Below are 14531 nucleotides of genomic sequence, written 5' to 3'. Positions count from 1 at the left end.
GCGGTGCGATCAGCCGGAGGGGCGCAACACCACCTCGTCGGCGTCGGCAACGCTCCAGGCGCGCCGGCCGAGCCAGGTGTCCAGGCCCAAGCGGCTATTGCGTGCCAGGTGCGGGGTGGGGACTTCGTCGGCCTTGAGCAGCAACTGCAGCTCCCAGCCGAATTCGTCGCCCAGATAGCTGCGTACCGCCGCGGTGAGCTGGCGTAGCGCGTGGCCACCGGGCAGGAAACGTTGAAACGCGATGCGTGGCAGCGGCCCCAGCCGAATTCGCACACGCTGCTGTGCGCCGCGTACCTGCGCACCGACCACGCTGTCCACACCGAGCCGTGCATTGCGCGGACCAAGGCCCAGTTGCAACTGCGCATCGGCGGGGAGCCGCATCCATTCGGCAATGAATTCCTGTACCTGTACCGGCCAGTCGAACAGCTGCTGCAGCACGGCGCGCAAGCCTTCCGGTGTGCGCGTGGCCGCGCCAAACCGGCCGGCGTGATAGCGGCGCGCATCGTCGGGCAATGCATCGCGCTCGCGCAGGTGCGGGCTGGCGATACCGACCAGCGCATCCAGCCACGCACGGAACTGATCGCTGGCCGGTCGCTCGGCCTGCACGGTGGGCTGCGCCTGCGCCCAGGCGCGATAGAACAGGCTGAGCATGCGGTGATGGAACACATCGGCAAACGCGGCGAAGGTGCCATCCTTGGCTTGCAGCGCACGCTCGATGGCGTATTCGGTCAGGTGTAGCGGCAGCGGCGCGTTGGGGCCGAACAGGCCGAGAAACAGCCCGTACAGCGCCGCGGGTTGCGCGTCGTGCGCCGGTGTGTAGCGGTCCAAGGCGTGCGGCGCGAATGCCAGCGACGGGGTGTGCCGCAGGCGCACCACGTCGTCCACCGCACGGGCGGATTCGCCCAGGCGCGGCTGCAACGGATGGCAGCGCTCGATCGCGCGCAGCGCCGCAAACGGGGTGAAGTCCTGGGGCCGGGTCTGCAGCGCCTGTTCCAGCGCGGCAGCACCGGCGCTTACAGGCGCGGTCGGGAGCCGGGCTGGGCGGGCCATCGGGCCACCTCGTTGCGTTCGGTGGTGCGCAGTACGGTTTCGGTAAAGGAATTCACCGAGACATAGCGCGCAAAGAAGTGCCGCAGCACCGAGGTCAGCAGAAACGCGCCGGTGCCTTCGAAGGCGGCGTCTTCGCAAGTGAGCGTGATCTCCAAACCACGGCCGAACGTGATCGGGCCCGGCACCGGAATGCGTCGCACGATCGGCGTGCCGGTAACCTGCTTGACCCCTTCGATCTGCCGCTGTGCCGAGGCATCGAACGGGTCGCAATACAGGGTGAGGATCTCGCGCAGCGCCGCCGCACCGTTGGGGCCATCTTCGAACAGCGACAGATAATTGAGCTGCAATTGACTAAGCAAGCGCCACGCGGTTTGCCCGTCGGACACAGCGGGGCGCGGCTTGGTCGGCCCGGCCACGCAGCGCACGCTCTGTACCGGCACACCGCTGTCCATACTGAAGTCGGTGGTGCCCTTGCCCACCGGCATGTGCAACGGCAGGTCGCGGTTGCTGCACCATAGCTGCAGCCCGAGCTGACGCAATTTGCTAGCATGCGCCTGATCGTTGGCATCGACCAGGCTGACGAACACCTCGCTGCCCACATAACTGGAGCGCGCGCCATCGCGGCGTTGCCGCGCCGACAGCAGGCGTGGCTCGCGGCGCATGGTGTAGAACGCGCCATGCCGCGCATGCCAGGTGTGTGCGTCGCCACCATAGAACGCGGTGAAGCGTTGTTCCGGTTCCTGGCGGTCGCCGAAGCCTTCCACCTCGCCCAGATGATGGATCTCGAAATCCATTGGCCGGGTGCGATCGGCTAGCACGTGATACTCGTGCTGGCCGGTCTGCAGATGGATGCGGTCGGCGCGGCGTTCGAACAGATTGATCGCCGGCGTACAGAACAGCTTGAAGTGTTCGGCACTCACTGCGGCCGCCAGGCTGGGCACGCTGCGTTCCAGCAAGATCACCACCTCGAAGCTGGTGCCGTGCAGGCGACGCAATGCGGTGCGCAAACCGGTGAGTTCTGCGAACAGAAAGCGCTCCGGGCAGGCGAAGTATTCCTGCAGCAACCGGTAGCCACTGAACGAGCGACCGTCGTACGGGATCAAGCTGTCGTCGTCGGCGTAGCCGCGCATCTGCAACGCATCGGCACCTTGCAGCGTTTGCACGGTCGCGCCCTGCGCATCGCTGCCACGCACCAGCACGGCGCTGGTGTCGGCATGCAGTTGTTCGTACAGCCGCTTGGGCAGGCCATCGGCGCCGGCCAGGAACAGCGGCAGCCGATCCAAGGCCAGGCCTTGGGTCTGCGCACCGCCCACCAGCTCGAAGCGCAAGCGGATGCCGGCGCGTACGCTGCGCCCGGCGGGCAATGCGATCCCGGCCGCCGCCAGCGCAGCCGGCGATTCCAGATACTTTGCCTCGGCCAACTGCAGCGGCCACAGCGTCACCGCATGCGCGGTGCGAAATTCGCAGGCGGTGCGCTCACCGGCGCCGATCAGGCTGCGCAGCGCGCTATGCCGCGGTACGTCGACACCGGCGCTCAAACCGCTGTCTTTCAGATCCGGCTGCAACTGCACCACCGCCATCGAGGGCAGCGGCGCCAGATAATGCGGGTAGACCATTTCCAGCAAGTGCTGGGTGAAAACCGGGTACTGCGCATCCAGCTTGAGCTGCACACGCGCGGCCAGAAACGCGAACCCTTCGAGCAGGCGCTCCACATACGGGTCGGCGCATTCGAACGCATCCAGCCCCAGCCGCCCGGCGATCTTGGGGTACTCGCGCGCAAACTCGGCGCCCATGTCGCGCACGTGCTGCAATTCGCGGGTGTAGTACGGGAGCAGGCGCGGGTCCATGGGATTAGCCGTGGCCCTCCATCACTTCAAGTCGGCCGGTTTCCAGGTCCAGCGCGGTCTTCAGATACAGGTTCAACGGCAGCGGCTGCGCCCACATCTCCGATTGGATGGTGAACAGCAGCGAGCGCTTGTCCATGCGTGCAGCGTCGGCGTGCACACTCACGCGCAAGGTATCGGCAATCAGGCGTGGTTCGAAGGCCAGGATGGCGTCGCGAATACGCTGCTGCAGCGCGGCCGCATCGATGCCGGCCACGGCTGCGCCGGCCAGATCGGGGATGCCGAAGTTGAGCACCGAGCGACGGATCTGCGGATGCGCGTCCAGCGGCCAGCTGGTTTCCAGATTCACTGCATTCAACAGCCACGACAGATCGCGGATTACGCATTCGCGCAGGCGCGTTGCCGAAATCACGCGTTGGTCGCGGCTCTCTTCGCGTTGGCTGGGCGCGGCATCGGTGAGCCGGTCCAGCAGCGAGGGCTGCAAGCGTTCGGTGGTGGTGAGCTCGGCCATGACGATCAGGACGCGTCGAACTGCAGCTCGCGCACCTCGAGCAGCGCAACCTCGCGCGACTCGGTGCTGAGCATGCGTTGGCCCAGGCCGATTTCGCCCTGTGCACCTTCGGTCCATTCGGTGCGACGCGCCAGTTGCAGCTCGCCCGCATCCAGGTGTTCGCTGCCGGGATAGCGCACCGGCATGTACGCAAACGCCTGTCCACCATTGCGCCACAGCACGCTCACCGGCGCCCATACGGTGTCGCGTAGATCGCTGGGCGCTTCGAAGCGTAGCTGCTGCACTTGATGCAGCGGTGCCCACGCATAGCCGGTGTCCAGGATCAGTTCGATGCATGGGCCGAAGCGTGCATCCGCATCGGCCAGCCACTCGAACCGCACGCCATCCAGCGTGCCGCCGATGGCCGGTGCCTGCGCAAACGCCTGCTCGCGCAATGCGGCCGCCTGCGCTGCATTGCCACGTAGCGATAACTGCAAGGCCTGCAGGTGCAGCGCCATCCAGGCATCCGGTGCACCGATCACGGTCGGCAGGCAGTCGCCGGCAAATACCGCAGCGCGCGTCTGTTCTGCCTGCAACACGCGCTGGTAGGTGTACACCATCGGCGCACTGCCGCCATCCAGCTCCAGGCAGGCGCGTAGCTGGTCGGCCGCACGCGACCACTGGCCCAGGACGGCCAGCAGCTGAAACAAAAACACGCGCTGCGCTGCATCGGCCGGTTGCCGACGCACCTGCTGCACCAATTGCTGCAACGCCTGCGCCGGCTCGCCACGGGCGAGCAGGGTCTGTGCGGTGGCATCCATCGCGCGTGTCCTTATCGAAGAAAGTGGCGGTGCCTATGGCACCGCCGTTGGTGTTGCCGGCATTACGCCTTGGCGACAGCCTGGATGTCGTAGGTGAATTCCTTCGCGCCGCCCTGCGCCGTGCCCTTGTCGTCCTGCGGCTGGAAGCCGTACTTGAACTTGCCGAAGTGCAGCGTCACGTTTTCAGTCAGACGGTCTTCGCCGCCGGAACCGCCGGTGGACAGCGAGGTGATCAGTACGCCTTCGCTCAACTCGATGGTGAGAAAGTCGCTCTGCTCGCCGGTGGCGTTGGTCACGTACAACCAGGCGTTTTCCACGCGTGCGCCGGTGCACACCGCATCGAGCAATGCGTTGGAACAACCGTCGACGTACTTGGTGATGGAAATGTCCTGGATATGCGCCTTGCCGCCGCTGGCCGAACCGCCACCGGTGTGCAGGTCGCCGGAATTGCTCGCGCCCCACGACCACGCCAGGATCGGAATCTCGCCCTTGTGCTTCTTGTGATTGGACGCGCCTTCGATCTTGACCTTGCCGCTGCCGAACTTGATATGCATGTCGAACGCCATGGAACTGCTCCTTCGCTAAGTGGGAAACACAGGTGGCGCGACGTGCAGAGCGCACGTCGTCGCCGTGACGCAAAGACGCTGGATCAGGCCTTGGCGGCCGAGGGCAAGCGCGAGACCAGGCGCAACGAGACGGTCAGGCCTTCCAGCTGGTAATGCGGCTTGAGGAAGAACTTGGAGCTGTAATAGCCCGGTGCGCCCTCCACTTCTTCCACCACTACTTCGGCGGCAGCCAAGGGCTTGCGCGCCTTGGTTTCTTCGCTGGAATTGGACGGGTCGCCATCGATGTACTGGGTCACCCAGCGCGTCAGCCAGCTCTGCATCTGCTCGCGATCGGAGAACGAACCGATCTTGTCGCGCACGATGCACTTGAGGTAATGCGCAAAGCGGCAGCAGGCAAACATGTACGGCAGACGCGCGCCCAATGCGGCGTTGGCGGTGGCATCCGGGTCGTCGTATTCGTCGGGCTTGTTCAAGGACTGCGCGCTGATGAAGGCGGCCATGTCCGAGTTCTTGCGGTGCACCAGCGGCATCAGGCCCATCTTGTCCAGCTCGGCCGAACGGCGGTCGGTGATCGCCACTTCGGTGGGGCACTTCATGTCCACGCCGCCGTCGTCGGTGGGGAAGGTGTGCGTCGGCAGCCCTTCCACCGCCCCGCCGGATTCGATGCCGCGAATCCGCGAGCACCAGCCATACTGCTTGAACGAGCGGTTGATGTTCACCGCCATCGCATAGGCCGCGTTTTGCCAGGTGTATTTATTGGAATCGGCACCGGCGGTCTCTTCTTCGAAATCGAATTCATCCACCGGGCTGGTGGCCGCACCATACGGCAGGCGCGACAGCGTGCGCGGCATCGCCAGACCGATGTACTTGGAGTCTTCCGACTCGCGCAGCGAGCGCCATGCGGCGTAATCGGGCGTGGAAAAGATCTTGGCCAGATCGCGCGGGTTGGACAGCTCGTTCCAGTTGTCCATGCCCATCAACTTGGGCGCGGCCGCGGCAATGAATGGCGCGTGCGCAGCCGCAGCAACCTGTGCAATACCGTTGAGCAGCTCCACATCCGGCGGGCTCTGGTCGAAGTAGTAATCGCCGACCAGGCAGCCATACGGCTCGCCGCCGAGCTGGCCGTATTCCTGCTCGTAGACCTTCTTGAAGATGGGGCTCTGATCCCACGCGGTGCCCTTGTAGCGCTTGAGCACCTTACCCAGTTCCTTCTTGCTGATGTTCAGCACGCGGATCTTGAGCTGCTGATCGGTCTCGGTGTTGTTGACCAGGTAATGCAGGCCGCGCCAGGCACCTTCGAGCTGCTGCAGATCGGCGTGATGCAGGATCTTGTTGAGCTGTTCGGTGAGCGTGCGGTCGATCTCGGCGATATAGGCCTTGATGGTTTGCGAAACGTCTTCGCTGACCACATCGCTGCGGTTGAGCACCTGCTCGGCGAGCGTGCGTACCGCCGCTTCCACTTCTTCCTTGGCGCGTTCGCTCTTGGGGCGGAACTCACGATTGAGCAGCGCGGCAAAATCGCCCTGCTCGCTGGTTTCGGTACTGCTGCTGGCCAGTGCGGCTTCGGTGGCGGACATGGCGTCAGGCTCCTTCCGGCTCGGAGGCAGGCTTGGCCGCCGACACCAGCGACTGCAGCAACGCCGGGTCGCGGATGGCATTGGCAATCAGCTGCTCGGCGCCGGCCTTGCCGTCCATATAGGTGTCCAGGTTGGCCAACTGCGTGCGTGCTTCGAGCAACTTGGCCAGCGGTGCGACCTTGCGCGCGATGGCGGCCGGGGAAAAGTCGTCCATGCTTTCGAAGGTGATATCCACCGCCAGCTCGCCTTCGCCGGTGAGCGTGTTGGGCACCTTGAACTGCGCACGCGGGCGCATCGACTGCAGGCGGCTGTCGAAGTTGTCGACGTCGATCTCCAATGCCTTGCGCTCGTCTAGCGAAGGCAGTTCGCCGGCGTTGGCACCGGACAGGTCCGACATCACGCCCATCACGAACGGAATCTGCACTTTCTTCTGCGCGCCGTAGACCTCTACGTCGTATTCGATCTGCACGCGTGGCGCCCGATTGCGGGCGATGAACTTCTGACTGCTGGCCATGCCTGATCTCCGATTGAGCTTGCCCGTTGCGCCAACGTGCGGGGCACGTGCGCTGCCTTGTGGCCTGGATATCGCCGGCCCGGCCGATCGCCTGGAGCCTGCGTGCGACGCCGGTGCTGCGAGCTTCCCCGCAACTGCCGCACCACGCGGACCAAAGCGACAGGCCGTGCGATGACGCTCTTCAGCGTTGCGGCGAGTCTAGGAATGGCCCTGCGCGCTCACCCGACAAATCGTCTCAATCGTGCCGATGCGTGATGCGCGGCCGACTTCGTGAAAGAGGCGTGATGGGTTGGCGATGCTTTTTTCGGTTGATCAAAGGACAGGCCCCGGGGAGTGGGCCGCAGGCAGTACCGCATGAGCATCAGCTACTACAGCGCCATCGCGCCGCAAGCGTCCTCGACCATGGAGGCGCATGCGCCGCTGATGATCGATCTGCTGGCCTATATCGAGCAGCACATCAGTGAGGCCGAGCTCGGCACCGAGTCGTTGCAACAGGCATTCGCACTGTCGCGGGCGTCGTTGTATCGGCTGTTCCAGTCGCGTGGCGGCGTCGCCAGTTATATCCGCGAGCAGCGTCTATGCACCGCGCACCGCTATCTGCAGGCGTATCCGGAGTGCAGCCTCACCTGGTTGCTGTACGAAATGGGGTTTGCCTCGGAGCGGCAGTTCCAGCGCGCCTTCCAGCAGCGCTTCGGCATGCCACCGATGCAGTGGCGCCGCCAATGCCGCGCCACGCCACACGCACCGGCACCACGCCGTGGCCACTACATGCCGATGTGGCGCTTCATGCGCGAACTAGGCCAGGACGCGCAGCAGCACACGCACGCCACGCCACGCAGTGCTGCGCCGCCCACCCATAACGCACCGCTGATGCACGCCGAAGCACTGCGCCGGCTCGCCCGACCGTCGCCACGCTTTGTGGCGCAACTGGAGCCGATGAAGGGCTAATGCGTAGGAGCGCGCCTGGGCGCGATGGCATTACCGGGAACGCCCCATCGCGCCCGGGGGCGCTCCTACGACGAGGTGCATGCATCAGACTGCACGTCCATTCATCGTGTTCTTGTCTGCCTCGTGCACACAGGAAACTATAAGCACTACGTAGGAGCGCACCTGGGCGCGACTGGCATTATCGGGAACGCCAGTCGCGCCCAGGTGCGCTCCTACGTGTAACAACCCGATGGGCCGTCTGCATGCCTGCTCATCAACAACTTGATATCGGCATCGGCCTCAACGAATCACCAGCACCGGGATCGTGCTGTGCGTGAGCACTTCCACGGTCTGGCTGCCGAGCAGCATGCGGCGCACGCCACGTCGCCCGTGCGAGGTCATGATGATGAGATCGCTTCTGCATTCTTCTGCGATCTGCACGATGCCCTCGGCGGCGAAACGGTCCAGCACATGCCGCGAGGTCGCCTTAATGTTTGCAGCTATCGCCAGCTCCAGTGCAGGACGCAGAATCTTTTCGGCAGCGGCTTCGCGCTCATTACGATATTCCGGGCTAGCCTCGTAGCCCACGCTCCAGCCCATCGCGTCGTACATGCCCATCGCCCACGGCTCGGACACGGTGACGATGTCAACCTTGGCACCGGTCGCCTTGGCCAATTCCAGTCCCTGAAACAAGCCGCGATGCGACAGCTCGGATGCATCGATGGCGATGAGAATACGTTTGTACATGGTGACCTCCTGCAAGGGTGGCAATGCTGCCAAAGGGTAGTGCCGGACTCACGGTGACAGGCGCTGGTGGTGGATGCCTTGATGTGGATCAATGCTGCAATTGCTGGTGTGGCGACTCATGATGTTTTTGCTACTACGTGCAACGCATACAAGATCGCTCACATCGCACGCAACGCGTCTTTCACTGCGCTCAATCCGTCGCTACGGTATCCGGATCAGGCCGCATCTCGCGCACGCGCGCCGGGTTGCCCACTGCCATCGCACCCGCGGGGACATCGCGGGTGACCACCGCGCCTGCGCCGATCAACGCATCGTCGCCAATGCTCACGCCCGGCAGGATGATCGCCCCGCCGCCAATCCACACGTTGCGCCCGATGCGGATCGGGCGTCCAAATTCCAGACCGCTGGCACGGCCGGCCGCATCGCGCGGATGATCGGCAGCGTAAAGCTGGACGCCAGGGCCAATCTGCGTGCCATCGCCAATGCTGACTTCGCAGATATCCAGAATCACACAATTAAAATTGAGAAAGACCCCGGCGCCCAGACGGATGTTGTACCCGTAGTCGCAATGAAACGGCGCACGGATCACCGCGCCCGCGCCCACGTCCGCCAAACGCTCGCGCAAGAGCGCGTGCCGCTGCGCCGCCGTCTGCAGGGCAGCGGCGTTGTAACGCACCATCCACTCGGCAGCGGCCGCCTGATCGGCTTGCAGCGCTTCATCGGCAGCGTTGTACAGCTCGCCTGCCAGCATCTTCTGTTTTTCGGTTTGCATGCCGTCTCGCGCACCCGTGCAATGAAGTGGCACCAGGGTGGCATGGATGTGGGGGGCACGCATCGAGCGATGCACCAATGACCCCGACTACCGGCTCACGCGGCTTACAGAACGTCGCGATCGACCGACTGGTTGAAGCGACTGGCGCGCTCACCAACGAAGTGGAAACGGCCAATGCGGATTTCAAGCACCTGCCTCACCCGCAGAGCGGCTGTGTCGCCATTGGGTTGCTTGCCGCCCACGTTGCAATACCGCTGTGCCAGCATCGATACTTCTTCCCATGCCATTCGGGCACGACCGCGTTCAAGGATGACGTCATGACACGATTTGTATTCGCTTGCATTGCATTACTGATGTTGGCCTGCCTGAGCACCTCTGCACACGCAACCACCTCACTTTCTTTTGAAGAAGGTGGCTACTCCATCATGTTCGAAATCGGGCGCGACACCCGACCAGTGATCGCCAGTCTTCGTTTCAATGCACCTGGCGACAGCGAGGGCGTGTGGTTGCGCAGCGGCTTCCAGGTCAAGATGTTCGATACAAAGCGCAGAATACTCCGCCTAATCTACGCAGGGGGCGACAAGCGTGTTCCGCCCTTTACCCTGGTCGTGCTTGCAAACAAGTCGACACTTACCGTGAACGGCAAGCAGATCAACTCAACCTTCAGTTGGGAAATGTAAGCGCGCGACGGCAAAAATAGGGCGACACGTCGTCCGCCTGACGTTTACGCAGGCAGTCATCCAATCCCGGAATCCCGCTCGACGCGTGACGTGCACCAGTGGTCGGCTCTTCTCGAGGCACGCGCGTTGCAATCGCGTGCCGTCTTCGCCGACTGAGGTCAACGCAATCGCAGGCCAATGAAACCCAACTACATCACCGTCAGATTCGCGTACGCCATCACCAGCCATTTGGCGCCGACCTCGTCGAACTGCACCTGCACGCGCGCATGCGCACCGCTGCCTTCGTAATCGACAACCACGCCGCCGCCGAAGGTGGGGTGCTCGACGTTGGCGCCGAGTTTGATCGGCGCGGTCTCCACGATTCCGTGCACCGGGCCGCCACGCGCTGCGCCCAACGAGGCGGTGCGCGAGACCTGTACTTTGGGGCGCACTTCGTTCAACAACTCGCGCGGGATCTCGCGCAAAAATCGCGACGGGACGTTGTAGTTGTCCTGGCCGTGGATGCGTCGCGACTCGGCGTAGCACAGCACCAGCTTCTGCCGTGCGCGAGTGATGCCCACATACGCCAGACGCCGTTCTTCTTCCAGCCGGCCGCTTTCTTCCAGCGACCGCGCGCTCGGAAACAAGCCATCTTCCAGGCCGACCAGAAACACGATCGGAAACTCCAGGCCCTTGGCCGAATGCAGCGTCATCAACTGCACGCCTTCTTCGCCGGCCTGCGCCTGGCCTTCGCCGGCTTCCAGCGAGGCGTACGCCAGAAACGCAACCAGCTCGGTCATGCCCTGGCTGTCTTCGTCGTCCGGCCGGGTGAAGCGCGAGGCCACCGACACCAGTTCGTCCAGGTTCTCGGTGCGCGATTCCGAATCCAGCCCGCTGCGGCTTTCCTTGGCCCAATGCTCGCGCAGGCCCGAGCGCATCAGCACGTGGTCGATGCGTTCGGCCAGTTCCATCTCGCCGGTTTCGGCATGCAACTGGCCGACCAGGCTCAGGAAGGTCGCCAAGGCATTGCGCGCACGCGCGGCCAGGCTGTTTTCCTGCGTGGCCAGCATTGCCGCTTCCCACAACGACAACGCATTGGCGCGTGCCAGCCGGCGCACTTCGTCGAGCGTGCGGTCGCCGATCCCACGCGTGGGCGTATTGACCGCGCGTTCGAAGGCGGCATCGTCGCTGCGGTTGGTGAGCAGGCGCAGGTAAGCCAGCGCATCCTTGATTTCGGCGCGCTCGAAAAAGCGCATGCCGCCATACACGCGGTACGGCAATTGCTCGGAAATCAGCGCTTCTTCCAGCGCGCGCGATTGCGCGTTACTGCGATACAGCACCGCCACTTCGCCGTAGCTGCCGCCATCGCGCACCCACTGGCGCGCGCGCTCCACCGCATAGCGCGCCTCGTCCACTTCGTTATAGGCCGCGTACAGATCGATCGGGTCGCCATCGCCGGAATCGGTCCACAGCTGCTTGCCGATGCGGTCCGGGTTATGCGCGATCACCGCATTGGCCGCGCCCAGGATATTGGCGCTGGAACGGTAGTTCTGCTCCAGCCGCACCGTCTGCGCGCCGGGGAAATCCTTCAAGAACCGCTGCACGTTCTCGACCTTGGCACCGCGCCAGCCATAGATGGCCTGGTCGTCGTCGCCAACCACGAACACATGCCCGGTCTCGCCGGCCAGCACGCGCACGAAGGCGTACTGGATGGCGTTGGTGTCCTGGAACTCGTCCACCAGAATTTCGCGAAAGCGTGCGCGGTAATGCGCAAGCAATGCCGGGGTGTCGCGCAGCAGTTCGTGCGCGCGCAGCAGCAACTCGGCGAAATCCAGCAGCCCGGAGCGGTCGCAACGTTCCTGATAGGCCGCATACACCTGCCGGCGCACCTCGGTCCAATCGTCGTTGGGCTCGGGCTGGATATGCTGCGGACGACGGCCTTCGTCCTTCTGCTCGTTGATCCACCAGCTCATCTGCTTGGGCGGATACTTGCTCTCGTCCAGCTCCAGCGACTGCACCACGCGCTTGACCAGCCGCAGCTGGTCGTCGCTGTCCATGACCTGGAAGCCTTCGGGCAGCCGCGCGTCCTGCCAATGCAGGCGCAACAGCCGATGCGCCAGCCCATGGAAGGTGCCGATCCACATCCCGCGACTACCGTTACGCAGCTGCAGGTCGGTGCGGTGACGCATCTCGCCGGCGGCCTTGTTGGTGAAGGTCACCGCAAAGATGCCGTGGTTGGGCACGCCCTGGACTTCGTTGAGCCAGGCAATGCGATGGATCAGCACGCGCGTCTTGCCGGAGCCGGCGCCGGCCAGCACGAGGTAATGCCCCGGCGGCGCGGAAACGGCCTCGCGCTGGGCGGGGTTTAAATGATCGAGCAAATGAGAGACATCCACCGGCGCATTTTACCGGTTGTGGCGTCGCTGCGGCTGAGATTGCGATGAAGCGGTTTGGGATTGCTGCCCCCATCCGCCCTTCGGGCACCTTCCCCCGCAGGCGGGAGAAGGCAGGATGTTGGCTTCTCTGACGCCTGCCAGAGGAGCTTGGGACGTCGATTGCTCTGCGGCCTGCTTGAGAAGGCAGGATATTGGCTTCTCTGACGCCTGCCTGAGAAGCCAGGACGTTGATTGCTCTGCGGCCTGCCTGAGAAGGCAGGATGTTGGCTTCTCTGCCGCCGGCCTGAGAAGCTTAGGACGTCGATTGCTCTGACGCCTGCCTGAGAAGGCAGGACGTTGATTCCTCTGACACCGGCAAGATAAAGGCAGCAGGTTGATTGTTTTCCCGCCTGCAAGAGATCAGGCAGTGCTCGCCATGGCAGGGCCCCTCTCCCGCCTGCGGGGCGAGAAGGCACCGCTTACGCGCCGCGGGCACGCGTGCCTTGGAGCGCCCGCGGCGCAAGCGCGGGCCGGGGCGCGGAGCCGGGGTTGGGGTGAGGGCACGTGGCGCAGCCACGACACTTTGCGGGTCACCCGAGGCTTCGCTCGCCACCACATCCGGCGCGATGCGTCGCCTTCGCCCCTCGAAGAGGCCAATGTCGCGGCCGGAGAAGGCAGCCAAGCTCCTTCTCTGTTCCCGACACGCCTATCGGCGCTCCAGCTGCACCAACACATCCCGCGCAATCGCCGCTGCCTGTTCGCGCAACTCCGGCACTGCCAGGCTTTCCCACAACGAACCGATCCGCAGGCTGCCGATCACCCGCAGCCGCGGGTTGGCGCGCCCGTCGGCATCGAGCAGGCTGCCGTCGGCAGCGGTGTCCACGCCGATTCCATGCGGGCCGGCCATCGCAATGCCCTGCCCCAGCAACTGCTGCAACAACGGGTTACGCATCGCCTGTACGCGCATTTCAACGCCCGTGGCATTGACCAGGGTCTGCACATCCAGCTGCAACGCATGCCCGGCACTGGCGGCGCCGGCACTCACACGCACACATGCACCTACCTCGAAGGCCACATCCAGCCGCGCACGATGCAACTGCAGTTGCCTACGCGCCTGCATCGCCTGCAACTGCGCATGCACCGGCGCGGCAATGCGATGCCGATGCACATCCCAGTAGCGCACCACATGCCGCAGGAAACGGCGTTGATCGGCCACCGACAAGGTTTGCCACAAGGCCTGACTCAATGGCCGGATGCGTTCCATCACGCTCTGCCACGGCAGCCCCTGTGCCAGCGCCGCGCGGGCGTGCTGGCGCAACGCACGCATGCGTGCGCGCAACGACAAGGCAAGCAATGGTTGTGGATCGAAGTCGGCGGCAGCGCCATGCGCATGCGGCAAGGGCAGCAGACCATGCCGCGACACCACATGCACCGCGCCGCGATGGGCCTGCGCAGCCAGCGTCACCACGGTGTCGGCCATGCTCAGCCCCGAGCCGACGATGCACACGGCGGCGTCTTGCGGTAGTGCGGCCACCGCCTCGGTATCCCAGGCTTCCACCCGTTGCGCCGCCGACAGGCCGGTGGCACCACGCAACGGCAACGGGCGCAGCGCATTACCGACCGCCAGCACCACGGCGGTGGCCTGCACGGTGTGTCCGTCATCCAGCTGCAACAGCGCGCCGGCTGCATTGGGCTGCAGGGTCTGCACGCGTGCGGTGTGCACGCGCAAGATCGCAGGACTGTTTGCACGCGCGGCCTGCAGGCGCTCGCGCAGGTACGGGGCGTAATGCCTGCGCCCAACATACTGTTGCGGCAGCTGCGCGTCGTCCAGCTCCGGGCAGCATGCGTGCATGCGCAGATAGTCGAAAAAATCCTGCGGCGTATCGGCCAGCGCGCTCATGCGCGCGGCAGGCACGTTCAATAGATGCTCGGGCCGCGCGGTGGAATAGGCCACGCCCTCGCCCAGCACCGGGTGCGGCTCGATCAACACGATCTGCAGCGGCGTGGTCGCCTGATGCAGCAGCTGCAATGCCACCAGCACGCCGGAAGCGCCGCCTCCGACGATGGCGATCGCTGCAACGCCGGGATCACGCGATGTGTTCATTGCGGCATTGTAGGCGATGGCTGCACCAGACCCCTCAGTCACCGCACCACTCGCTGCGAAGGCGCGTCGCCGCGGCCGCAAGGGT

12 protein-coding genes and 1 pseudogene are annotated in these 14531 nt (G+C 64.6%); 2 read left to right on the top strand and 11 right to left on the bottom strand.

Annotation, left to right across the window (positions count from 1 at the left end; genetic code table 11):
- Positions 1–9: 9 nt before the first annotated feature.
- The 7 genes from tssG to tssB all read right to left on the bottom strand — a co-directional run bounded on the left by tssG (position 10) and on the right by tssB (position 6862).
- Complete coding sequence (tssG, locus tag RQH86_RS17465; RefSeq protein WP_055846869.1) at positions 10–1050, bottom strand: type VI secretion system baseplate subunit TssG; 1041 nt, start codon at positions 1048–1050, stop codon at positions 10–12.
- Entirely contained in the window at positions 1014–2897 is a 1884-nt protein-coding gene (gene tssF / locus RQH86_RS17460; protein WP_311240657.1) for a type VI secretion system baseplate subunit TssF, read from the bottom strand. Before tssF ends, tssG begins: the two co-directional genes overlap by 37 nt.
- A gap of 4 nt (positions 2898–2901) precedes the next feature.
- On the bottom strand, positions 2902–3405 hold the full coding sequence (gene tssE / locus RQH86_RS17455) for a type VI secretion system baseplate subunit TssE (RefSeq protein WP_115554925.1): 504 nt from the start codon (positions 3403–3405) through the stop codon (positions 2902–2904).
- A gap of 5 nt (positions 3406–3410) precedes the next feature.
- Positions 3411–4205, bottom strand: coding sequence for a type VI secretion system accessory protein TagJ (locus RQH86_RS17450; protein ID WP_311240656.1), 795 nt, complete (start codon positions 4203–4205; stop codon positions 3411–3413).
- A gap of 62 nt (positions 4206–4267) precedes the next feature.
- Positions 4268–4771 carry a type VI secretion system tube protein Hcp gene (locus RQH86_RS17445; RefSeq protein WP_055846859.1) on the bottom strand — a complete coding sequence of 168 codons (504 nt, stop codon included), beginning with the start codon at positions 4769–4771 and terminating at the stop codon, positions 4268–4270.
- A gap of 83 nt (positions 4772–4854) precedes the next feature.
- Positions 4855–6348, bottom strand: a complete 1494-nt coding sequence (tssC, locus tag RQH86_RS17440; RefSeq protein WP_115514270.1) for a type VI secretion system contractile sheath large subunit — start codon at positions 6346–6348, stop codon at positions 4855–4857.
- A gap of 4 nt (positions 6349–6352) precedes the next feature.
- A complete protein-coding gene (gene tssB, locus RQH86_RS17435; protein ID WP_008572540.1) occupies positions 6353–6862 on the bottom strand; it encodes a type VI secretion system contractile sheath small subunit in 510 nt (169 codons plus the stop codon).
- 289 nt (positions 6863–7151) lie between these two features.
- Between tssB and tagK the strand changes: the two are divergent.
- Positions 7152–7810: pseudogene (gene tagK / locus RQH86_RS17430) on the top strand (transcriptional regulator TagK).
- Between the two features lie 279 nt (positions 7811–8089).
- Here the strand turns inward: tagK and RQH86_RS17425 are convergent.
- Both RQH86_RS17425 and RQH86_RS17420 read right to left on the bottom strand, forming a co-directional pair.
- Complete coding sequence (locus RQH86_RS17425) at positions 8090–8536, bottom strand: universal stress protein (RefSeq protein WP_055850174.1); 447 nt, start codon at positions 8534–8536, stop codon at positions 8090–8092.
- A 190-nt stretch (positions 8537–8726) separates the two neighbouring features.
- Complete coding sequence (locus RQH86_RS17420) at positions 8727–9308, bottom strand: sugar O-acetyltransferase (protein WP_311240582.1); 582 nt, start codon at positions 9306–9308, stop codon at positions 8727–8729.
- A gap of 455 nt (positions 9309–9763) precedes the next feature.
- Between RQH86_RS17420 and RQH86_RS17415 the strand changes: the two genes are divergently transcribed.
- Positions 9764–9988 carry a hypothetical protein gene (locus RQH86_RS17415; protein WP_115555164.1) on the top strand — a complete coding sequence of 75 codons (225 nt, stop codon included), beginning with the start codon at positions 9764–9766 and terminating at the stop codon, positions 9986–9988.
- Positions 9989–10176: 188 nt separating this feature from the next.
- On the opposite strand, the gene uvrD is transcribed toward RQH86_RS17415, so the two are convergent.
- Entirely contained in the window at positions 10177–12363 is a 2187-nt protein-coding gene (gene uvrD / locus RQH86_RS17410) for a DNA helicase II (protein WP_055846846.1), read from the bottom strand.
- A gap of 685 nt (positions 12364–13048) precedes the next feature.
- Positions 13049–14446 carry an FAD/NAD(P)-binding protein gene (locus RQH86_RS17405; protein ID WP_311240583.1) on the bottom strand — a complete coding sequence of 466 codons (1398 nt, stop codon included), beginning with the start codon at positions 14444–14446 and terminating at the stop codon, positions 13049–13051.
- Positions 14447–14531 lie beyond the last annotated feature (85 nt).

The sequence above is a fragment of the Xanthomonas sp. WCS2018Noco2-27 genome, from assembly GCF_031843525.1.
GTDB lineage: Bacteria > Pseudomonadota > Gammaproteobacteria > Xanthomonadales > Xanthomonadaceae > Xanthomonas.
This window is presented reverse-complemented; position numbering and strand designations above follow the sequence as displayed.

Excerpts from the sequence above, each read along its gene's own strand:
- tssG (WP_055846869.1), bottom strand. The coding sequence starts at position 1,050 with ATGGCCCGCCCAGCCCGGCTCCCGACCGCGCCTGTAAGCGCCGGTGCT.
- tssF (WP_311240657.1), bottom strand. The coding sequence starts at position 2,897 with ATGGACCCGCGCCTGCTCCCGTACTACACCCGCGAATTGCAGCACGTG.
- tssE (WP_115554925.1), bottom strand. The coding sequence starts at position 3,405 with ATGGCCGAGCTCACCACCACCGAACGCTTGCAGCCCTCGCTGCTGGAC.
- RQH86_RS17450 (WP_311240656.1), bottom strand. The coding sequence starts at position 4,205 with ATGGATGCCACCGCACAGACCCTGCTCGCCCGTGGCGAGCCGGCGCAG.
- RQH86_RS17445 (WP_055846859.1), bottom strand. The coding sequence starts at position 4,771 with ATGGCGTTCGACATGCATATCAAGTTCGGCAGCGGCAAGGTCAAGATC.
- tssC (WP_115514270.1), bottom strand. The coding sequence starts at position 6,348 with ATGTCCGCCACCGAAGCCGCACTGGCCAGCAGCAGTACCGAAACCAGC.
- tssB (WP_008572540.1), bottom strand. The coding sequence starts at position 6,862 with ATGGCCAGCAGTCAGAAGTTCATCGCCCGCAATCGGGCGCCACGCGTG.
- RQH86_RS17425 (WP_055850174.1), bottom strand. The coding sequence starts at position 8,536 with ATGTACAAACGTATTCTCATCGCCATCGATGCATCCGAGCTGTCGCAT.
- RQH86_RS17420 (WP_311240582.1), bottom strand. The coding sequence starts at position 9,308 with ATGCAAACCGAAAAACAGAAGATGCTGGCAGGCGAGCTGTACAACGCT.
- RQH86_RS17405 (WP_311240583.1), bottom strand. The coding sequence starts at position 14,446 with ATGAACACATCGCGTGATCCCGGCGTTGCAGCGATCGCCATCGTCGGA.